Genomic DNA, 20,215 nt, shown 5'->3' on the forward strand with positions numbered 1-20,215 from the left:
ACGGGCTGCGGACGCGTCAGGAGGACGTGCGTCCGGTACGTCACAGGTGATGCGCAGGATGTTATCCGCACACGTGACCGTACAGCCCGTTCGTAACCGAATCTTTGGGTACGTCCTCACGGGATGTGTCGGTCACCGGGTGCCGTTGGCCGCGAACTCGGCGACCGAGGCGGCGTTGGTCTTCGTGACGAACGCCGGCCCGGTGAGAACCGGGGACACCCCGCCGCCGCTGATGTTGCCGTTGGTCCGGTACAACCACAGCGCGTCCACGGAGAGATAGCCCTGGAGGTAGGGCTGCTGGTCCACGGCGAACTGGATGTCACCGCTGCGGACGGCCCTCACCAGCTCCTCGTTGAGGTCGAAGGTGGCGACGTGCGCCCCGGTGTCCGCCTCCTTGGCGGCGTCGGCCATGGCGAGGGCGTACTGAGCGCCGTTGGCGACGACCTCGTCGATGGTCGGGTCCTGCCGCAGCGTGGCGGTGACGATGCCGGAGACGGCACGTTGGTCGGAGCCGTCCACGTAGAGGTTCTCGACCTTTCCGCCGAACGTCTTCCGCATGCCGGCGCAACGTGCCTCCAGCGCGACATTGCCCCGCTCGTGGACGACGCAGAGGGCGTTCTTGGCCTTCAGCTCGTTGAGCTTGTTGCCGACGGCCTGCCCCGCGACGCCCTCGTCCTGACCGAAGTACTCCAGCAGCCCCGCCGACTTCCAGGCGTCGATGCCGGAGTTGAGTCCGACCACGGGGATCCCCGCCTTGCGCGCCTCGTCCACCGGGCCCTTCATCGCCTGCGGCTTGGCCAGCGTCAGGGCGATGCCGTCCACCTTGTCGCGGACGGCGTTGCGCACGAGTTCGGCCTGGCCGTCCGGGTCCGCGTCGCTCACGTACGTGAGGTTGATGCCGTCCTTCGCGGCGGCGGCCTCGGCGCCCTTCTTCACCCGGTCCCAGAAGGCGTCCCCCTCACCGCCGTGCGTGACCATCACGACGCTCATCCCGTCGCCGGCCGCGCCCGGGTTCTCCGCGTCCGAGGAGTCGCCGGCCGTGTCGAAGACGGAGCAGCCGGTCACCACCAGGACGACGGCTGCCGTCAGGGCCGAGAGGTGGACGGGCCGTCTCGGGGAACGATGGGCCGGGGGACGAGTGTTCATGAGGGAGCGGACCTCGCTGTACGCCGAGCTGGGGGAGGGGGCGGGGGTAGGGGACGAGAGCAGGGGCGGGGCCGGGGGTGTGCGCCGACCGGGTGACTCCCGCTGGGACCGGAGCCAATCGCGTCCTCCTGCCGGTAGTCAAGTGATCAGCCACGGGAAGTGAGATGCTGCTGCCGCATTGTGATGAACGGTGAGTTCCGTGGCGGCAGGGAGGAATGACACCCCTGCGCACCGAACCGCGCGGACGGTACGGAACCGGCCCCGCGGCGTACGGACGAACCGGCCGCCGGCCAACGTCCTTCGCGGTCCCGGCTGTTCACCGGCGCACGCGGGCGGGACACGGGCCCCGGCTGCCCGGGATTCCGGACGGCTCCGCACCCGCCCTTCGCCGCGGCTCACCGTCCGGCTCCCGGCGGGCCGTCCTCGGCGTCCCCTCCGGTCGTGACGCGTCCCCCTCGTGGCGGCCCGCCGTTCTCTTTCCTCCGCGCGGCTGCCACACTCAGATACCGGACGCGCTGTTTCCTTTCGGCATCGGAACCCGAATTGCCGGATATGTACCGCGTCTTGGGGGGAACCGGTTGACGGGTACGGCCTCAGGGTGAGTTATCGTGTACGCGGGGTTAAAAAAAACGGCATGACCCGTTCCTTTCCGGCTCAGGAGTTCAGTCGATGGCGAGGCAGGTACGCGCCGAGCAGACCCGTGCGACGATCATCACGGCCGCCGCCGATCTGTTCGACCGACAAGGCTATGAATCGACCAGTCTCAGTGACATCGTCGAGCACGCCCACGTCACCAAGGGGGCCCTGTACTTCCACTTCGCGGCGAAGGAGGACCTGGCGCACGCGATCATGGAGCTCCAGTCCGCCACCTGCCGCAGGCTGGCCAGGGACACCGAACTGCGGGGACACACCTCCCTGGAGGCGCTGATGCGCCTGACCTTCGGCATAGCCCGCCAGTCGGCCGAGGACCCCGTCCTGCGGGCCGGGCTCCGCCTCGCCACCGGGGGCACCCGGCCCCGTCCGCCGCTCCGCCACCCGTTCACCGAGTGGACGGACATCGTCACCGCCCGACTCGTCTGCGCGGTCAAGGAGTCCGACGTCCACCCCGAGGTCGACATCGACGTCGTGGCCCACTCCCTCGTCTGCTTCTTCATCGGCACCCGCGTCGTGGGCCGCAGCCGGGAACCCGTCGCCCGACAGCCCCGCCGCACCGCGGAGATGTGGCAGCTCCTCATCCGGGGCCTGGTCCCGGTCACCCGCAGGGCCCGCTATCTCAGCCTGGCCGCACGGCTGGAGCGGGAGATCGCACCCGTCTGACGCGGGGCCGCGGGACCCGCGCGGGTGGCTTCGACGGTCCATCGGCCGTTCCGCACCGCCGGAGCGGCCGGACGCGCCGTCCGGCGCCGCGCGTTACGGTGAGCCGCATGCCCGACACCCCCACCGCTCCCGTGATCCTCGGCAACCGGCCCGGCTCGTTCCCGCACGGCGTGCTCGCCGAGCGGCATCCCGCGATCATCCGGCAGGTGCGCGAGGCCTTCCCGTACGAACCCGATCAACAACGCGCGCTCGACGCCCTGCTGGCCGGCTGCACCGAGGGCACCGTCGAACCCCTGCCCGCCGACGCCCACGACCGGGAGCGCTGGGCGGCCTGGGGGATGAACACGTACGCCGGACAGTCCTGGTACGACGTGCCCTGGCTGTGGTCCGAGAGCTGGTTCTACCGCCGGCTGCTGCAAGCGGTCGGCTACTTCGGCCCTGGCCCCTGGCAGGGCATCGACCCCTTCCGCCCCTCCAAACGCGCCGAACTCGACTCGCCGGCGACGGACGGGGAACTCACCGCGCTCGAGGACCTCGCCGACCGGCCCGCGGACGAGCGGGGGCAGGCCCTGCTGCACGGCTCGCTGTGGGGCAACCGCGCCGACCTCGGCTTCCGGCTCTCCGCCGAGGGGGCCGACCTCGCGGCGGCCGTCCCCGCGCTGGTCGCCGACGACAGCGAGAGGCTGTGGTCGCTGCTGGACTCCTCCCGCGCGGGCACCCTCGTCCTGGTCGCGGACAACGCCGGACGCGAACTCGTCCCCGATCTCCTGCTCATCGCACACCTGCTGGCCCACGGCGCCATCGACCGGGCGGTGCTGCACGTCAAGCCGTACCCGTACTACGTCTCCGACGCCACGACCGCCGACGTCGTCGACGCGTTGCGCCGACTGGTCGACGCCCGGGGGGCAGCGGCCGGTCACGGCCGCCGGCTGTGGGACGCCCTCTCCGACGGCCGGCTCACCCTCCGCGCCCACCCGTTCTCCTGCTCCCCGCTGCCGTACGAGGAGATGCCCGACGACCTCCGCGCCGACTTCGCCACGGCCGCGCTCACCATCGTCAAGGGTGACCTCAACTACCGCCGCCTGGTGGGTGACCGGACCTGGCCGCCCACCACACCCTTCACCGACGTCACCGGCTACTTCCCCGGACCGGTCGCCGCCCTGCGCACCCTGAAGTCCGATGTCGTCACCGGACTGGCCCCCGCGACGGAGAAGGCACTGGTCGCGGCCGAGGGGCAGCGCTGGCGCACCGGCGGCACCCACGCGCTGATCCAGGTACGGGCCTAGCTAGAAGACTCATGAAGACCTTGGTGAGTCTTCTCCAGCGCTCCGCACCCCGTGCCCGGGTGGCACAGGCGCGCATCCGGCACTCCCGCACCGGAATTTCGGCATTTCGGCGAGGGTTCACGCGATGGTGTGATCATGTCCGGGCCGGTGGATGCCGCCACGGGGCCACGGGTAGTGCCGGGCCATGACCCAGCCGTTCGAACTTCCGCACTTCTACCTGCCGCACCCCGCGCGGCTGAACCCGCATCTCGACCGGGCCCGCGCCCACTCGTCGGCGTGGGCGCGCGAGATGGGCATGCTGGAGGGATCCGGAGTCTGGGAGCAGGCCGATCTCGACGCGCACGACTACGGCCTGCTCTGCGCCTACACCCACCCCGACTGCGACGGGCCCGCCCTCTCCCTGATCACCGACTGGTACGTGTGGGTCTTCTTCTTCGACGACCACTTCCTGGAACTGTTCAAACGCAGCCAGGACCGCGAGGGCGGAAAGGCCCACCTGGACCGGCTGCCGCTGTTCATGCCGCTGGACCCCTCGGCCCCCGTGCCCGAGCCGCGCAACCCGGTCGAGGCGGGCCTCGCCGACCTGTGGGCGCGCACCGTGCCCGCGATGTCCGAGGACTGGCGCGCCCGGTTCGCCGTCGCCACGGAACACCTTCTCAACGAGTCGTTGTGGGAACTGTCCAACATCAACGAGGGGCGGATCGCCAACCCCGTCGAGTACATCGAGATGCGCCGCAAGGTCGGCGGCGCCCCGTGGTCGGCGGGCCTCGTCGAGTACGCGACCGCCGAAGTGCCCGTCGCCGTCGCCGGGACCAGGCCGCTCCGGGTGCTGATGGAGACGTTCTCCGACGCCGTGCACCTGCGCAACGACCTGTTCTCCTACCAGCGCGAGGTCGAGGACGAGGGCGAGAACAGCAACGGCGTCCTCGTCCTGGAGACCTTCTTCGGCTGCACCACCCAGCAGGCCGCCGACACCGTCAACGACATCCTCACCTCGCGGCTGCACCAGTTCGAGCACACCGCGTTCACCGAGGTACCCGCCCTCGCCCTGGAGAAGGGCCTCGCCCCGCACGAGGTCGCGGCCGTCGCGGCGTACGCGAAGGGCCTGCAGGACTGGCAGTCCGGTGGCCACGAGTGGCACATGCGCTCCAGCCGGTACATGAACGAGGGCGCGCGGGATACCTCCCCGTGGGCGGGCCCGACCGGGGCGGGCACCTCGGCCGCCGACGTGCGCGGGCTGCTCGCCGCCGCGGGCGCGGCGAGGCTGCGGGCGCACACCCACGTGCCGTACCAGAGGGTCGGCCCGTCCCTGATCCCCGAGATCCGCATGCCGTTCCCGCTGGAGCTCAGCCCGCACCTCGACGCCTCCCGCGGCACCCTCGTCGACTGGTGCCGGCGGACCGGCATTCTGAGTGAAGGCGTGTGGGACGAGGACAAGCTCGACGCCTACGACCTCGCGCTGTGCTCTGCCGGAATCGACCCGGACGCCACTCCCGAGGCCCTCGACCTCAGCGCGCAGTGGCTCGCCTGGGGCACCTACGGCGACGACTACTACCCGCTCGTCTACGGGCACCGCCGTGACCTGGCCACCGCCCGGCTGACCACCGCTCGCCTGTCCGACTGCATGCCCGTCGACGGCGAACCCGTCCCCCCGGCGGCCAACGCCATGGAGCGGGGCCTGGCCGACCTGTGGGCCCGCACCACGGCGGGCATGACCCCCGGGGAGCGGGGGCCTCTGAAGAACGCCGTGAACGTCATGACCGAGAGCTGGCTGTGGGAGCTGGGCAACCAGATCGTGCACCGCGTGCCCGACCCGGTCGACTACCTGGAGATGCGCCGGCAGACCTTCGGCTCCGACCTGACCCTCGGCCTGTGCCGGATGGGCCACGGCCCGGCCGTCCCGCCCGAGGTCTACCGCAGCGGCCCGGTCCGCTCGCTGGAGAACGCGGCCATCGACTACGCCTGCCTCCTCAACGACGTCTTCTCGTACCAGAAGGAGATCGAGTTCGAGGGCGAGATCCACAACGCGATCCTCGTCGTGCAGAACTTCTTCGGCTGCGACTATCCGACGGCGCTGGGCATCGTCCACGACCTGATGAGCCGCCGTCTGGACCAGTTCGAGCACGTCGTGGCGCATGAACTGCCCGTGCTGTACGAGGACTTCGAGCTGTCCCAGGAGGCACGCGCGATCATGCGGGACTACGTGCTGGACCTGCGGAACTGGATGGCAGGCATCCTGCACTGGCACCGCAGCGTGGACCGCTACAAGGACGCGTGGCTCTCCGGCCGTGCCCACGGCTTCCTGCCGGACCGCACACCCGCGGTGCCCATGGCCACCCGCACCTGAGAGGAAGTCGGTCCCACTCCTTCGTGGCTCGTCGGCCCTCGCCGATCCGGGTGGCACTCCAGCCGGAGGCGATCCATGGAACAGATCGCGTTGCGACCCGGGCCGATGCCCGGCCGAGAGGCGGCCGTTGCCGGAGGCACGGGTGAGGGCGCGGACGGGCTCGCCGGGCTGCAACGCCGGGCGGGGTTCGCGGGCGCTGCCGCGCCGCCGGGCCGACCGCGCCGACGGCGTCGGGTGCCGTTCCCTCCCCGGCGCCCCGGCCCGTCGTCGCCCGGCCCGGTGTGGAGGTCGTGGACGACAGCGGGCCGGGGCGCCGGTGGGCGGTGTCCACGTGCCGGGCCCGTGGTTCCCGGCGGGCCTGGTGCGGGGGTGACGCTCACGGTGCGCCACCGCGACGGTGGCCTCCAAACCGCGGCGGTGGCCTCCAACAGCTCACGGCCGTTCCCGGCCTCGTCACCCGGGCTCGGGGAGCGGGGGACGGGGCCCGGGCCGTCGCGAACCGGAATGCCGCGTCCGGACGGGCACATCAGTGCTCCGCGGACGGCCGGTGAGCGCGCGGGGCCGCTCCCGGGCCTCCCGGGCCTCCCGGGCCGGGCGACATGCCGGACGAACACGGCACACCGGCTCGCGCCGCCCCCGCCCGCCGGGCAGGATGCTGCTCGTAGCCCCGCGTCTGCACCTGCCCCGGGAGGCCCGGATGACCGGCAGTACGTCCTCGTCCCGCACCGCCGCCGACGACGTGTTCCGTACCCGTACGGAGCGTGCCGCGGGGGAGGCGGTCATAGTGGACTGAGCGGCCCCGACGTCCCCTCCCCGCCCACCGAACAGCAGCGGCGCGACCATGACCCAGGCACCGACACCCACCGCGGACACCGTCCGCCGGCTGGTCCGTACCCTCCTTTGGGACGAAGGGGAGGGTGGGACCGCCGACGGACCGGACGTGCTGCCCGTCGGTGAGGGCGTCGGTCCCGCCACCTGGTGGGTCGGCGCCCGGCAGGTGCTGCGCCTCGCACTCGACCGCGAGACGAGCACGCGCCGACGCCGTGAGCTGCGGCTGCGGGAACTCGCCCGCCCCCACATCCCGGTCGCGGTGCCGTCGAGCACGGCGCACGGCGAATGGGCACCGGGCCTGGCCTACACCCTGGACACCAGGCTGTCCGGCGGATCGGCGGAGGAGCACCGGGTGTCCGCCGTCGGTGAGACCGATCTGGCCGGGCTGCTCACCGGGCTGCGCGAGGTACCGGTGCCGCAGGCGGAGACGCTCGGTGTGCCGCGGGTCTCCCCGCGTTCCCTGGAGTCCCTGCGCCGGGCCGCCGGACAGGCCGCCGAACGGCTGGCCGCCGCCGACGAGTTCGCACCCGTCCGCCTGCGGCAGCTCACGCCGTCCGCCGCCGGCCGGCTCGCCGCCCAGTCCGGTTCGCCGGTCCTCGTCCACCACGGCCTCACCGGGGAGCGTCTCGTGGTCAGCACCGACGGCCGGGTACGCGGGGTCCTCGGCTGGGCCGGGGCGGTGGTCGGCGACCCCGCCGAGGACATCGCGGGCCTGGCGCTCGCCGTGGGCTCCCCGGCCGCCGTACGCGCCGCCACCCTCGCCGGCTACGGCGCCCGGCCCTGTCTGCGCGGCCTGTGGCTGGCCCGCTGCGACGCGGTCCTCCACCTCGCCGACGCCCTCGGCGGCAAAGGCACCGGCCCGCTGCCGGGACCCATGCCGCTGCCGCTGCTGCGCGTCCGGCTGCGCCGGGCCTGGGAGGCGATCATGCTGGAGCGCGTGACGGACCTGCGCAGCGCCGAGGACATGCCGTAGGCGCGTGCCCGAGCCGCGTGCCCCGCCGGACGTGACCCGACGGAAGCACCCCGCGGCACACGGCCGTGGGTCGCGGGCCGGCGCACCGGGCACTCACTGCCGCAGCAGCACCACCGCCGACTCGCCGGGCAGGTGCAGGACCCCGTCCGCGCCCGGTACACCGACGGACTCCCAGGCGGCGAGTACGCGCGCGTGCGGGACGCCCAGGGGGATCGCGGCCGGTTCACCGGCAAGGTTCACGGCCACCAGCACGTCCCCGCGCCGGAGGGCGAGCCAGCGCCGCTCCTCGTCGAAGACCACCCTGATGTCGGCGAGGTCGGGGTCGGTGAGGTCCGGCTGCGCGTGACGCAGTGCGACGAGCTGCCGGTACCAGGCCAGCACACGTGCATGGGGCTCGCGCCGCGGCTCCGACCAGTCCAGGCAGGAGCGGTCGCGGGTGGCGGGGTCCTGCGGATCGGGCACGTCGGCCTCGGCCCAGCCGTGCGCCGTGAACTCCCGCCGCCTGCCGTCGCGCACCGCCCTGGCGAGTCCGGCGTCGGTGTGGTCCGTGAAGAACTGCCAGGGGGTGCCCGCCGCCCACTCCTCACCCATGAACAGCATCGGCGTGAACGGCGCGGTCAGTGTGAGGGCCGCCGCGCAGGCCAGCAGGCCGGGGGAGACCAGCGCGGCCAGCCGGTCGCCCTGGGCCCGGTTGCCGATCTGGTCGTGGGTCTGGCTGTAGCCGAGGAGCCGGTGCCCGGCGATCCGCGTACGGTCCAGGGGCCGCCCGTGCCGCCGGCCGCGGAAGGAGGAGTACGTGCCGTCGTGGAAGAAGCCGCCGGAGAGCGTCTTGGCGAGTGCCGTGAGCGGGGCGCGCGCGAAGTCGGCGTAATAGCCCTGGGACTCCCCGGTCAGCGCGGTGTGCAGGGCGTGGTGGAAGTCGTCGTTCCACTGTGCGTGCAGCCCGTGGCCGCCGTCCGCGCGGGGCGTGACGTCCCGGGGGTCGTTCCGGTCCGACTCGGCGATCAGGAACAGCGGCCGGCCGGTGTCGGCCGACAGGGCGTCCACGGCCGCCGACAGTTCCTCGAGGAAGTGGCGGGCGCGTGTGTCCGCCAGCGCGTGCACCGCGTCCAGGCGCAGCCCGTCGATCCGGTAGTCGCGCAGCCACGCCAGCGCGCTCTCGACGAGATACGTCCGCACCTCGTCCGAGCCGGGGGCGTCCAGGTTGACGGCGGCGCCCCACGGGGTGTGATGGGTGTCGGTGAAGTACGGGCCGAATCGCGGAAGATGGTTCCCGGACGGCCCCAGATGGTTGTGCACCACGTCGAGGACGACGCCCAGACCGAGGGCGTGCGCCCGGTCCACGAACCGTTTCAGCGCCTCGGGCCCCCCGTAGGGCTCGTGCACCGCCCACAGCGAGACCCCCTCGTACCCCCAGCCGTGCCGGCCGGGGAAGGGACACACCGGCATCAGCTCCACATGGGTGACGCCCAGCCCGGCGAGATGCTCCAGCCGCTTCGCGGCGGCGTCGAACGTGCCCTCGCGCGTGTACGTGCCCACGTGCAGCTCGTACAGGACGGCGCCGCGAAGCGGACGTCCGTCCCAGACCGCGCGCCAGGCGAACGCGTCGTGGTCGACGACGGCGCTCTGCGCGTCGGGCCCGTCCGGCTGCCGGCGCGAGCGCGGATCGGGCAGGACCGGCCCGCCGTCCAGGGCGAAGCCGTACCGGGAGCCGTCCCGCGCGTCCGTCTCACCGCGCCACCATCCCTCCCGCTGCGGATCGCGCGTCAACACGCGCGTGACGCCGTCGCACTGGAGCGTCACATCGCCGGCCTGCGGTGCCCACACCTCGAACTGCACGGACGGTTCCCCTTCGTCTGCTCACCGTGATGTAGCCAGACCATGGTCGTACATCGGAGGTCGATCCGCCGGTGAATGTTCCCTTTGCGGCGGGTGTCGCCGCCGCAGGAGTGGGGGCGGTCGTGCGGGCTTGTGCCGTCTCCTGGACAGTCCGGCCGCCGCTGGCCGACAATCAGCGGTGTGACGTCGTCATTCGAGTTCAACACGTACCCCGCGCGGCTCTCCGACGTGGAGCGCGACAAGGCGCTGAAGGTGCTGCGGGACGGCGTCGCCGTGGGGCGGCTGTCCCATGACACGTTCATCCGGCGCATGGAGCTCGCGCTCGGGGCCCGGTGCCCCGACGAACTCGTCCCGCTCACCGCCGACCTGCCCACCGAGGGTCGCTTCTCGCGCCTGGTGTTCGGCTCGGTGGAGGCGGTCTCCGGGTTCACGGTACGGCTGCGCGGGGCGTGGCGGGCCGAGCGGCTGCCGAAGCTGCTGCTGCCCCATCCGGCGACCGCCCACCCCCTGCGCATAGGGCGTGACCCCGCCAACGGCCTGCGGCTCCACCACGAGACGGTCTCCCGCGTGCATGCCGAACTCCGCCGGCAGGGCGGCCTGTGGGTGCTGCGGGACCTCGGTTCCACCAACGGCACGACGGTGAACGGGCGTCGGGTGGTCGGTGCGGCCGTCGTCCGCGAGGGCGACCAGATCGGCTTCGGACGGATGACGTACCGGCTCGCGGTGAACTGACCGGCCGTCCGGGGAAGATCGTCGAACTCCCTTTGCCCTCCACGGTGCTGACGCCCTCCTCGCCGTCGTGGCTCACGATGGGTACCTCGGCGCGCCCGGTGAAGGGCGAGTCGACGGACCGACGGCGTCACTTCGTGGAGATGTGCCCCGCCACTGCTCCTGCGCCATCCGGCCGTCGGCGAGCTGGGCGGCGTCCGCCCGCTTCCGTCCGCGGACACCGCCCGGCCGACCTCGCTCACCGTCGCGGGCCGAAGGCCGGCGCCGCGCACCGCGGGGCTGCCGCACCGGCTGGTCACCACCACCGGTCACGATCCGGCCGGGGTGCCGCCGGAGCCGGACCGGCTCATCGACGCGCGGTGCACCGACCACCGCGACACCTGCGCGACACGCTGGATCCCGGTCGCACGTCAGGTCGAGTACCGGGCGCACGTCGTGGTCGCCGCGTTCGAACCGGCCGTACGGCACCCGCGCACCCCCTCCCGTTCGGGTGAGCCGGGCTGGGGTTCCGGCAGCGCCGTGCCGATGCATCTGGAATGACGTACACCTCACCCAAAGCGGTACGGGGCGCGCTGCTGGCGGCGTCCGCCCTCCTCGCCTTCCTCGTTCCCACCCCTGCGCAGGCGGACCCGGACCCCCAGGGCGCGGCCGACTCCGACCACTGGCTCCTCCTCGGCGTGGACCAGGGCGAGACCCGGACCGGCACGACACCCGGCAGCCTGCTCCTCTGCGACCCGCCCCAGGGGCACCCGCGCGCGGCCGAAGCCTGCGAGGAACTCGCCGCGGCGGACGGGCGCATCACCGGCATCCCGGCCCGGGACACCTACTGCCCGATGGTCTACGCCCCGGTGACCGCCCATGCGCGCGGGCAGTGGCGAGGACAGCCGGTCGAGTACACAAAGACCTTCCCGAACCGGTGCGCGATGGAGGCCCGGACCGGCTCCGTGTTCGCTCTGGACGGGCCGTAGGGCCTGTCCGGCGGATCAGGTCGGAGGAGGCGACCGGCGGCATCCGGCCGGCCGGGGTGAGCGGAGGCCGGCGCGTTCAGCCGCGAGGCGTAGGAGGGCGCCGACGCGATGGGGGTCCCCCGCTCGAGCGCAGCCGGGGACGGGGGAGTCGGCGACCGACGACAACGCCGCCGGGGTCCTCCCGGCTCTAAGGGGTCCTTGCACTATGCCCGCCCGATGAGGTCGCGTGGTCCGGTGCCGTGCGGTGCAAGGCGCCGGAGAGCCCTTGTAGCGGAGCTACCAGGGCTTTTCGGCAACGCGGCGAGGTGCGGTGCCGGGCCGCGCGACCCGGGCGGGCATAGTGCAAGGACCTCTAAGGGCTCGGGGGAGGGCGTGCCGGCACCCCGCGCCTTTGGCACGGTCCGCCGGACAGACCCCGGCCCCGTGAGGGTTCCGGGAGCGGGCGGGGTCAGCCCGCTCCCGTTCCCGCACTCCCGCGGGCATGCAGCGCCGCCGCCACGACCGTGCGGACCTGATGCTCCACCTGGTGCGCCACGGGCACCCAGCGGGCCCGGAAGTGCACGGCGAACGCGTCGCTCCACAGGGCGACCAGGCGCTCGAGCCGGGCCGCCGCGTGCGCGTCGGTCTCCCGCAGTTCCCGCAGCAGCATCGCCGCCGCCCGCAGCGGCACCCGGCGCGTGAACGCGTCCACGCTGGCCACGTACGCCCTGGTGCCGTCGGGCGGCGGGGTGCGGACCAGGTCCGAGGCCAGCCCCGGAACCAGCTCCAGCCCCCAGGTGGCCGCCCGCAGCAGCGGACCGCCGGCGATACCGGCGCCCTCCATGGCCCCGGGCCGGGCCTCCTCCAGCACCTGCCGCACCTCGCGCGCGTCCCGCAGCAGCCGGGCCGCGAGATGCCGCAGCGTCTCGGCCGGATCCGGATGCGGCTCCGGATCGTCCACCAGGGCGCCGGCCCACATCGGGACCTCGACGACCGCCGTCAGACCGCCGTACCGGTGCGCGTGGTACCAGGTGCTGTGCCGTGCGTCGTCCGGCAGGCTCGGATACGCCGGACCGGCCCCCGCCGCGGGCATCACCCGTACCCCGGGGCCGGACGCCGGCCAGCCCGCCGCGTCCGAGGCGCCCGTCTCCACCGGGATGTGCAGTTCCGCGGCGGACTTCGCGAACGGCTCGGCGAGCCCCGGCACGTCCCTCGTCAGCTGGACCCAGCTGCCGCCCAGATCGGTCCCGTGCAGCGACACCTGGAGGTAGGGACGCAACTCGTCGATGACCCCGGTCAGGGCCAGGGTCTCGGGCGGCAGCCGGTCGGGCGGCAGGGCCGACGGGGCCCACTCCGGCTGTTCCCGGCCGACAGGACGGAAGAAGCCCAGATGATAGTCATACAGGCTGTCCGGCTTCGTCACCGTATGCAGGCTCGCCCCGTCGGGGTCCGCGCACAGCAGGAAGTGCCAGGACGTGCCGTCCCGCAGCTCCCGCTCCGCCACGGCCCGCCGGGCCAGCGCGAGCAGTGTGGCCCCGCCGGCCGGCTCGTTGGCATGGGCGCCCGCGACCACCAGCACGGCCCGCCGAGCGTGACCCACCGACAGCAGGTGCAGCGGTCGCTCCGCGCGGGAGAGTCCCACCTGCCGCAGGACGCACAGGCCGGGCCGCCGGGCCGTCAGCGCACGGGCGGCGAGAACGAGTTCGGCCACCGTCGGGTAGCGCAGCTCCAACAGGAGACCCACCCCCCGCCAACCACCCGTCGTCGCACACCGCAGTACCCCACGGCCACGGACCGGTGTCAAGGGTGCGACGGGGAGGCTTCGGGGGACGGCACGCGGTGCACACGACCGGCACCTCCGCCCCTCGTGACGTGCCCGGGCGGCCCGGTCGGACACGTCACGCCCGGCCGCCGAACTCCCCTGTGTCTCCCTTGTGCCCGCCCTGCCCCCGGCGGCGCCGTGCGGGCGCCCCGGCTCGGCCGGAACCTCCCCACCCGCCGCACGGGACCCCGCACGACACCGCGAGCCCCGTCCCCCCGTGCGGACGGCACGGGCCCGACGACAGGACCTACGCCCCGTCCGCGTCCCCGGCGCGCTCCAGCAGGGCCACCGGTGACCGCTCGAACAGCTCCGCCACGCGCACGTGCCCCGTGAACCCCCGCCCGGGCACCAGTACGTCGGTCCAGCGGCCCGGCGGCAGTGCCAGCCGGGTCTCCCGCCAGCCGCCCGCCTCCGCCAGCCGCAGCGACAGCCGGGTCACGGCGGTCAGCACCGCGCCGGACCGCACGAACGCCACACAGTGCGCGGCCCCCGGCCCCTCGGCGGTCAGCGGTTCGTACGACGCCGTGTCGCCGAACACCCCGGGCCGCCGCGCCCGCAACCGCAACGCGGCCCGCGTCACCGCCGCCTTGCCGCCGCCGACCGCGTCCGCGCCGTCGCCGTCCCCCGCCCCGGCCGGGAAGTCCACCGTGCGCCGGTTGTCCGGGTCAACCAGGGCCCGGTACTCGGACTCGGTGCCCTGGTAGACGTCGGGCACGCCCGGCATCGTCAGATGGACCAGGGCGGTGCCCAGCACGTTCGCGCGGATGTACGACTCAAGCGAGGCCCGGAACCGCGCGACCCGTTCACCCGTGACCCCGCACGGCCCCGCCGCCACGAACCGGGCCACCGCCTCCTCGTACGCCGGATCCTGCTCCGTCCAGTTCGTGTGCAGGCCTGCCTCGCGCACATGCTTGAGCAGCGCGCCCGTCACCCGCTCCGGGTCCGCCGGGCCCAGTCCGAACACCGTCTGCCAGGCCGCCCACGCCAGCTGCGGATCCGGTACGCCCTCGCCGACGTGGGTCACCTCCGCCAGGACGTCCGCCCAGCGGCCGGGGCACTCGGTGAGCACGTGGAGCGCGGCCCGCACATCGGCGCTGCGCTTGGTGTCGTGCGTGGAGACGACGGTGCCGGTCGCCGGCCAGTCGCGCTGCACGCGCGCGCAGTACGCGTGGAACCGCTCCGGGGACAGCGCCGGAGAGCCGGGGTCGTGACCCACCTCCGTCGCCGACAACAGCGGCACGTAGCGGTAGAACGCCGTGTCCTCCACCGACTTGGCCCGCAGCGCCGACGCGGTCTGCGCGAACCGCGTACGGAACTCGACCTGCTGCGGCCCGTCGCCGTACCGCCCGAGCACCAGACCCCGTACGACGTCCACCGCCCCGGCCTCCTCGGGGACGGCGAAGGCGCGCCGGGCGCCGGCCGCGGCCTCCTCGGTGACCACGCCGGCCGGGTCCACGGACGCGTAGGGCCGGTACACCTCGAGCCGGACCAGGAGTTCCTCGAGCGCGGTGCGCAGGGCCCAGGGCGCGCGGTCGCGCAGCGCGGGCTCGGGCGACGTCGCGCACACGCGGTGGGCGACCCGGGTCAGCCGGTCGACCTCGGCGGCCAGCTCGTGCGTGAGCACCTTGTACCCGGCCCGCCGCACCGTCGCCTCCCACGCGCCGCCCCGGTCCGGCTGCGGCGCCGCGAACCGCCGGTACCGGCCGAGCAGTTCCCCGGCCCCGGCCGGGTCCGTGAACAGGCCGTCCACGTGCCGCAGGGCGTCGTAACCGGTGGTGCCCGCGACCGGCCAGGAGGCGGGCAGCGGCTCGCCGTCGGAGAGGATCTTCTCCACCACGGTCCAGCGGCCCCCGGTCGCCGCGTGCAGCCGGCGCAGGTACTCGTCCGGGTCGGCGAGCCCGTCCGGGTGATCGACCCGCAGCCCGTCGACGACGCCCTCGTGCAGCAGCCGGAGGATCTTGGCGTGGGTGGCCTCGAACACCTCGGGGTCCTCCACGCGTACCCCGATCAGCTCGGAGATGCTGAAGAACCGGCGGTAGTTCAGCTCGGTGCGGGCCAGCCGCCACCACGCGAGGCGGTACCACTGGGCGTCCAGGAGCTGCGGCAGCGGCAGACGGGCGGTGCCCTCGCGCAGCGGGAACGCGTGGTCGTGGTAGCGCAGCACGTCGCCGTCCACCTTCAGCCGGCCGAGCTCCGCGCCGAGCGGCCCGCCCAGCACCGGCAGCAGCACCCGGCCCTCCTGCGCCTCCCAGTCGATGTCGAACCACCGCGCGTGGCGCGACGACGGCCCCTCGCGCAGTACCTCCCGCAGGGCCCGGTTGTGGCGCGGGGACATCGCCATGTGGTTGGGGACGATGTCCACGACCAGGCCGAGACCGTGCTCCCGCGCGGCGCGCGACAGGTCCCGCAGCGCCCGCTCACCGCCCAGCTCCTCCCGCACGCGCGCGGGGTCCGTCACGTCGTAGCCGTGCCGCGAGCCCGGAACCGCCTCCAGGACCGGTGACAGGTGCAGATGGGACACTCCGAGCGAGGCCAGGTACGGCACGGCGGCCGCCGCGGCGGCGAACGGGAAGTCGGGCTGCAGTTGCAGCCGGTACGTGGCGGTGGGCACCGAGGGCTCGGGTCGCTCAGATCGCTCAGAGGTCATGCAGACGTACGTACCCGCCCTGCCGCCCTTCCTGTCATGCGTCCCTCCGCTGCCGCGCCACGGGCCCCGTCCCCCCGGCCCCGTCCGTGCCGCCGTCCGTCACACCGGCCGCTGGAGCACCGTCAGGCTCCGGTCGATCAGGGTCAGCCGGGTGCCGGCCCGCACCTTCGGGCCGGTGCCCGGCGGGACCCCGTCCTCGCGGGCGGTGTCGACGACCACCTGCCACTGCGGGCCGTGGTCGACGGGCACCACGAACTCCAGCGGGCCGGGGGAGGCGTTGAACATGAGCAGGAACGAGTCGTCCGTGATGCGCTCCCCGCGCCGGCCCGGCTCCGAGATCGCGTTGCCGTTGAGGAACACCGTCAGCGCCGAGGCCCGCGCCTGGTCCCAGTCCCGCTGGGCCATCTCCGTCCCCTCGGGAGTGAACCAGGCGATGTCGGACAGGTCGTCGTGGGTGCCCTCGACCGGCCGTCCGTGGAAGAAGCGGCGCCTGCGGAACGCCGGATGGTTCTTGCGCAGCCACACCATCGCGCGGGTGAACTCCAGCATCCGCAGGCGGGCCTCGCCCGCGCCCTCGCCGTCCTCCTCCTCGCGTTCACGGCCGCTGCCTGGCCCCCGTTCCGCGGGCCAGTCGAGCCAGGCCAGTTCGTTGTCCTGGCAGTAGGCGTTGTTGTTGCCGCGCTGGGTGCGGGCGACCTCGTCGCCGTGACTGATCATCGGCACGCCCTGGGACAGCATCAGTGTCGCGATGAAGTTCCGCATCTGGCGGGCCCGCAACCGCAGCACGTCCGGATCGTCGGTCTCGCCCTCGGCACCGCTGTTCCAGGAGCGGTTGTGGCTCTCGCCGTCCCGGTTGTCCTCGCCGTTGGCGGCGTTGTGCTTGCCGTCGTACGAGACCAGGTCGTGCAGGGTGAAGCCGTCGTGGCAGGTCACGAAGTTGATCGAGGCCAACGGGCGCCGCCCGTCGTCCTGGTACAGGTCGGACGAGCCGGTCAGCCGGGAGGCGAACTCCGCGAGCGCGCGCGGCTCACCCCGCCACAGGTCCCGCACCGTGTCCCGGTACTTGCCGTTCCACTCGGTCCACAGCGGCGGGAAGTTGCCCACCTGGTAGCCGCCCTCGCCCACGTCCCACGGCTCGGCGATCAGCTTCACCTGGGAGACCACCGGATCCTGCTGCACCAGGTCGAAGAACGACGACAGCCGGTCCACCTCGTGGAACTGCCGTGCCAGGGTCGCCGCGAGGTCGAAACGGAACCCGTCGACGTGCATCTCGGTGACCCAGTACCGCAGTGAGTCCATGATCATTTGGAGGACGTGCGGGGACCGCATGAGCAGGGAGTTCCCGGTTCCCGTCGTGTCCGTGTAGTAGCGGGGGTCGTCGGCCAGCCGGTAGTAGGAGGGGTTGTCGATGCCCTTGAAGGACAGCGTCGGGCCCAGGTGGTTGCCCTCGGCGGTGTGGTTGTAGACGACGTCGAGGATGACCTCGATCCCGGCCTCGTGCAGCGCCTTCACCGCCGACTTGAACTCCAGCACCTGCTGACCGCGGTCGCCCCAGGACGCGTACGCGTTGTGCGGGGCGAAGAAGCCGATGGTGTTGTAGCCCCAGTAGTTGTTCAGGCCCATGTCCACCAGGCGGTGGTCGTTCACGAACTGGTGGACCGGCATCAGCTCCACCGCCGTCACGCCCAGTTCGGTCAGGTGCTCGATCACCGCCGGGTGCGCGAGGCCCGCGTAGGTGCCGCGCAGTTCCTCCGGCAGCCCCGGATGGCGCATGGTGAGCCCCTTGACGTGCGCCTCGTAGATCACCGTGTGGTGGTACTCCGTCCGGGGCGGCCGGTCGTCGCCCCAGTCGAAGTAGGGGTTGACCACCACCGACGTCATCGTGTGCGGCGCGGAGTCCAGGTCGTTGCGCCTGTCGGGCGCGTCGAAGTGGTAGCCGTACACCTCCTCGCCCCACCGGACCGACCCGCTGATCGCACGGGCGTACGGGTCGAGCAGCAGTTTCGCCGAGTTGCAGCGCAGCCCCCGTTCGGGGGCGTACGGCCCGTGGACACGGAAGCCGTACCGCTGTCCCGGCATGACGCCGGGCAGGTACGCGTGCCGCACGAACGCGTCGCTCTCGCGCAGTTCGACCGCCGTCTCGGAGCCGTCGTCGTGCAGCAGACACAGCTCTGCTCGGTCCGCGGCCTCCGTGAAGACCGCGAAATTCGTGCCGGCGCCGTCGTACGTGGCACCGAGGGGATACGCCTCGCCAGGCCAGACCTGCATGGATGCGACTCTTTCAGGTGTACGGCGCCGATGGGGGGCCTTGGCCCGGAGTGTTGCCGTGTCGTCCGTTGCCGTGCTGCTGTCATACCGACTGTCGTACGGGCTGCCGGGGTCCCCGGCGGGCCGGCGCGGCGTGATCCCTCCGTGGCCTCGCGGATCTCCACGCATCTGCCCCGGCCGCAACCTCTGTATGCACGTTGTGACTTCGTGCACTCGCCGCGGAGGGGCATAGCAGAACAGTGGTGCGGAAAGGGGAAGTTGAGAAACGACCGCGCCATCAGGCTGCATCGCGCACCGCAAGCGGAGTACTCTCCTTGATCGTTGGGGCTGGGAGTGCTCGGGGGAGCGGAAGGCGGTGCGCGGGTGGGCTCGGGAGGGTTGGAGCTGCCCCCTGGTGACGAGGGTCACGAGGGAAACTCCACGGAGGTCCCGCCCGGTGCGGTGTCCCTGGCACGGCCGATGGACGCGGGCTCGATCGGGCCGGACCTGGACTGGGGCGTCGACGCCTGGCGCGAGGTGCGGACCCGTGCCCAGCGGGCCGGCCGTGCCTACATATGGCTGAACCTCGTGGAGCAGCGGCTGCGCTCGGTGGTGGCCGCAGTGCTGCGGCCCGTCTACGAGCCCGTCCACGGCGACGACTGGGTGGTCGCCGCCGCCGGACCCGCCGGGCAGGAGTGGGTGCAGCGGGCGGTCGCGGTGCGCGAGGTCAGCCGTCGCAAGGGTTATCTGCTCGACCCGGCCGACGACAACGTCGTCTCCTTCCTCACGCTCCCGCAACTGCGGGAGCTGATGGTCCAGCACTGGCCCTGTTTCCAGCCGTACTTCGACGACCGCCGGGACGTCGAACTCGCCCTGGACGAGCTCGAGGTGACCCGCAATGTCGTCTCCCGCAACCGGGCGCTGTCCGAGGCGGTGCTGAACCAGGCCGAGCGGGCCTCCGCGCGGCTGCTGGAGATGCTCGGCGCGGACGGGGACGTGCCGTCCGCACGCCGGCTGCCCGTCGACGCGGTGGAGGACCTGGTCGGCGACCGGTACGCGGACGTGGTCGCCGTCCACCCCGACCGCGTGCGGCTGCTGCGCCAGTTCCCGGCCGAGGACATCTTCGGCGGCGCCCGCCGCCTGGACGCCATCGGTATCGGCCTCAACCTGCTGGTGCAGAACTTCTCCGGGCGCCGGCTGGTGCGGCTCGCCGAGTCCGGCTGCCGGGTGCGGCTGCTGTTCCTGAACCCGGCCTCCAGCGCGGTCAAGCGCCGTGAGCGCGAACTCGGCCTCAAGCGCGGGGAACTGGGCCGCGCGGTCGAGATGAACATCCTGCACATGCGCCGGGTGCGTTCCCGGCTGCGCGACCCGGGCGCGTTCGGGATCCACGTCTACGACGAGACGCCCCGCTGCACGGCGTACCTCGTCGACGGGGACGGGGCCGACGGCGTCGGCGTGGTGCAGAACCATCTGCGCCGGGCCCGGGGGATGGAGGCACCGGTGCTGGTGCTGCGCAACGGCAGCAAGGTGGTCAAACCGGGCGAGACCGAAGAAGCTGGACTGTTCCCCACGTACCGCGAGGAGTTCGAGCAGATGTGGGTGGATTCCCGCCCGGTGTCGTGAACCGTCCGTGACGGTAAGCGGAATGCGACCCTCGGGTTGTCAGTGGTGCGTGCGAAGGTAAGAAGCACCGGGGGAACGCACCACACAGAAGGGGGGCCACCCATGGGCTGGCACCGGGAGCTGCTGATCGGCTTCGACCTCGAGACGACGGGCACCGACCCGCACGAGGCACGCATCGTCACGGGAGCCGTGATCGAGGTCGGGGACGGAGCGCCGCAGGGGAGCAAGGAGTGGCTGGCCGACCCCGGCGTGCCCGTCCCGGCGGACGCGGTGGCGGTCCACGGCATCAGCGGTGAGCGGGCGACGGCCGGGGGAGGTCCCGCCGACCGGGTCGCCGACCAGATCGCCGACGTCCTCACCGGTCACCGGAGCACGGGCGTTCCGGTCGTCGCCCGCGACGCCGTGTTTTATCCCCGCACGCCAGGCACGTCTCAGGCGTCTCATGGCGAGGTGCGACGCCG

Annotated in this window: 13 protein-coding genes and 1 pseudogene; 9 read left to right on the forward strand and 5 right to left on the reverse strand. The window is 73.0% G+C overall.

Annotated elements, in window-relative coordinates:
• Positions 1-132 precede the first annotated feature (132 nt).
• Positions 133-1,146: a substrate-binding domain-containing protein gene (locus ACWZEH_RS28425; RefSeq protein ID WP_456193922.1), complete on the reverse strand. Its 1,014-nt coding sequence runs from the start codon at positions 1,144-1,146 to the stop codon at positions 133-135.
• A gap of 669 nt (positions 1,147-1,815) precedes the next feature.
• On the opposite strand from ACWZEH_RS28425, the gene ACWZEH_RS28430 reads away from it, so the two are divergent.
• The 4 genes from ACWZEH_RS28430 (at position 1,816) to ACWZEH_RS28445 (ending at position 7,900) form a co-directional block, all read left to right on the forward strand.
• Positions 1,816-2,463, forward strand: coding sequence for a ScbR family autoregulator-binding transcription factor (locus ACWZEH_RS28430; protein ID WP_456193923.1), 648 nt, complete (start codon positions 1,816-1,818; stop codon positions 2,461-2,463).
• Positions 2,464-2,570: 107 nt separating this feature from the next.
• Positions 2,571-3,749 carry a damage-control phosphatase ARMT1 family protein gene (locus ACWZEH_RS28435; protein ID WP_456193924.1) on the forward strand — a complete coding sequence of 393 codons (1,179 nt, stop codon included), beginning with the start codon at positions 2,571-2,573 and terminating at the stop codon, positions 3,747-3,749.
• A gap of 184 nt (positions 3,750-3,933) precedes the next feature.
• Positions 3,934-6,096, forward strand: coding sequence for a germacradienol/geosmin synthase Cyc2 (cyc2, locus tag ACWZEH_RS28440; protein WP_456193925.1), 2,163 nt, complete (start codon positions 3,934-3,936; stop codon positions 6,094-6,096).
• Between the two features lie 841 nt (positions 6,097-6,937).
• Positions 6,938-7,900: an aminoglycoside phosphotransferase family protein gene (locus tag ACWZEH_RS28445; RefSeq protein WP_456193926.1), complete on the forward strand. Its 963-nt coding sequence runs from the start codon at positions 6,938-6,940 to the stop codon at positions 7,898-7,900.
• Positions 7,901-7,993: 93 nt separating this feature from the next.
• Here ACWZEH_RS28445 and treZ read toward each other — a convergent pair whose 3' ends face one another.
• On the reverse strand, positions 7,994-9,739 hold the full coding sequence (gene treZ, locus ACWZEH_RS28450; protein WP_456193927.1) for a malto-oligosyltrehalose trehalohydrolase: 1,746 nt from the start codon (positions 9,737-9,739) through the stop codon (positions 7,994-7,996).
• A 180-nt stretch (positions 9,740-9,919) separates the two neighbouring features.
• On the opposite strand from treZ, the gene ACWZEH_RS28455 reads away from it, so the two are divergent.
• The 3 genes from ACWZEH_RS28455 to ACWZEH_RS28465 all read left to right on the forward strand — a co-directional run bounded on the left by ACWZEH_RS28455 (position 9,920) and on the right by ACWZEH_RS28465 (position 11,436).
• The gene (locus tag ACWZEH_RS28455; RefSeq protein WP_456193928.1) at positions 9,920-10,471 is read left to right on the forward strand and encodes an FHA domain-containing protein; all 552 of its coding nucleotides are present in this window, start codon (positions 9,920-9,922) and stop codon (positions 10,469-10,471) included.
• Between the two features lie 321 nt (positions 10,472-10,792).
• On the forward strand, positions 10,793-11,008 hold the full coding sequence (locus ACWZEH_RS28460) for a hypothetical protein (protein ID WP_456193929.1): 216 nt from the start codon (positions 10,793-10,795) through the stop codon (positions 11,006-11,008).
• Positions 11,005-11,436: an SSI family serine proteinase inhibitor gene (locus ACWZEH_RS28465; protein ID WP_456193930.1), complete on the forward strand. Its 432-nt coding sequence runs from the start codon at positions 11,005-11,007 to the stop codon at positions 11,434-11,436. Before ACWZEH_RS28460 ends, ACWZEH_RS28465 begins: the two co-directional genes overlap by 4 nt.
• 448 nt (positions 11,437-11,884) lie before the next feature.
• On the opposite strand, the gene ACWZEH_RS28470 is transcribed toward ACWZEH_RS28465, so the two are convergent.
• From ACWZEH_RS28470 to glgX, 3 genes are all read right to left on the reverse strand, one after another.
• On the reverse strand, positions 11,885-13,159 hold the full coding sequence (locus ACWZEH_RS28470; protein ID WP_456193931.1) for a M14 family zinc carboxypeptidase: 1,275 nt from the start codon (positions 13,157-13,159) through the stop codon (positions 11,885-11,887).
• Between the two features lie 325 nt (positions 13,160-13,484).
• The gene (gene treY / locus ACWZEH_RS28475; RefSeq protein WP_456193932.1) at positions 13,485-15,884 is read right to left on the reverse strand and encodes a malto-oligosyltrehalose synthase; all 2,400 of its coding nucleotides are present in this window, start codon (positions 15,882-15,884) and stop codon (positions 13,485-13,487) included.
• A 99-nt stretch (positions 15,885-15,983) separates the two neighbouring features.
• Positions 15,984-18,152 (reverse strand): glycogen debranching protein GlgX, encoded by a 2,169-nt coding sequence (gene glgX, locus ACWZEH_RS28480; RefSeq protein WP_456193933.1) that lies wholly within the window; start codon positions 18,150-18,152, stop codon positions 15,984-15,986.
• Positions 18,153-18,515: 363 nt separating this feature from the next.
• Here glgX and ACWZEH_RS28485 point away from each other — a divergent pair, with 363 nt between their 5' ends.
• Both ACWZEH_RS28485 and ACWZEH_RS28490 read left to right on the forward strand, forming a co-directional pair.
• Positions 18,516-19,754: an SAV2148 family HEPN domain-containing protein gene (locus tag ACWZEH_RS28485; RefSeq protein WP_456193934.1), complete on the forward strand. Its 1,239-nt coding sequence runs from the start codon at positions 18,516-18,518 to the stop codon at positions 19,752-19,754.
• Between the two features lie 102 nt (positions 19,755-19,856).
• Positions 19,857-20,162: pseudogene (locus tag ACWZEH_RS28490) on the forward strand (exonuclease domain-containing protein); the annotation flags it as partial.
• Between the last annotated feature and the right edge of the window lie 53 nt (positions 20,163-20,215).

The organism is Streptomyces yamdrokensis (assembly GCF_053890455.1).

Coding starts and splice junctions, on each gene's coding strand:
- ACWZEH_RS28435 (WP_456193924.1), top strand. CDS start 2,571: ATGCCCGACACCCCCACCGCTCCCGTGATCCTCGGCAACCGGCCCGGC.
- treY (WP_456193932.1), bottom strand. CDS start 15,884: ATGACCTCTGAGCGATCTGAGCGACCCGAGCCCTCGGTGCCCACCGCC.
- ACWZEH_RS28425 (WP_456193922.1), bottom strand. CDS start 1,146: ATGAACACTCGTCCCCCGGCCCATCGTTCCCCGAGACGGCCCGTCCAC.
- ACWZEH_RS28445 (WP_456193926.1), top strand. CDS start 6,938: ATGACCCAGGCACCGACACCCACCGCGGACACCGTCCGCCGGCTGGTC.
- ACWZEH_RS28430 (WP_456193923.1), top strand. CDS start 1,816: ATGGCGAGGCAGGTACGCGCCGAGCAGACCCGTGCGACGATCATCACG.
- ACWZEH_RS28465 (WP_456193930.1), top strand. CDS start 11,005: ATGACGTACACCTCACCCAAAGCGGTACGGGGCGCGCTGCTGGCGGCG.
- cyc2 (WP_456193925.1), top strand. CDS start 3,934: ATGACCCAGCCGTTCGAACTTCCGCACTTCTACCTGCCGCACCCCGCG.
- glgX (WP_456193933.1), bottom strand. CDS start 18,152: ATGCAGGTCTGGCCTGGCGAGGCGTATCCCCTCGGTGCCACGTACGAC.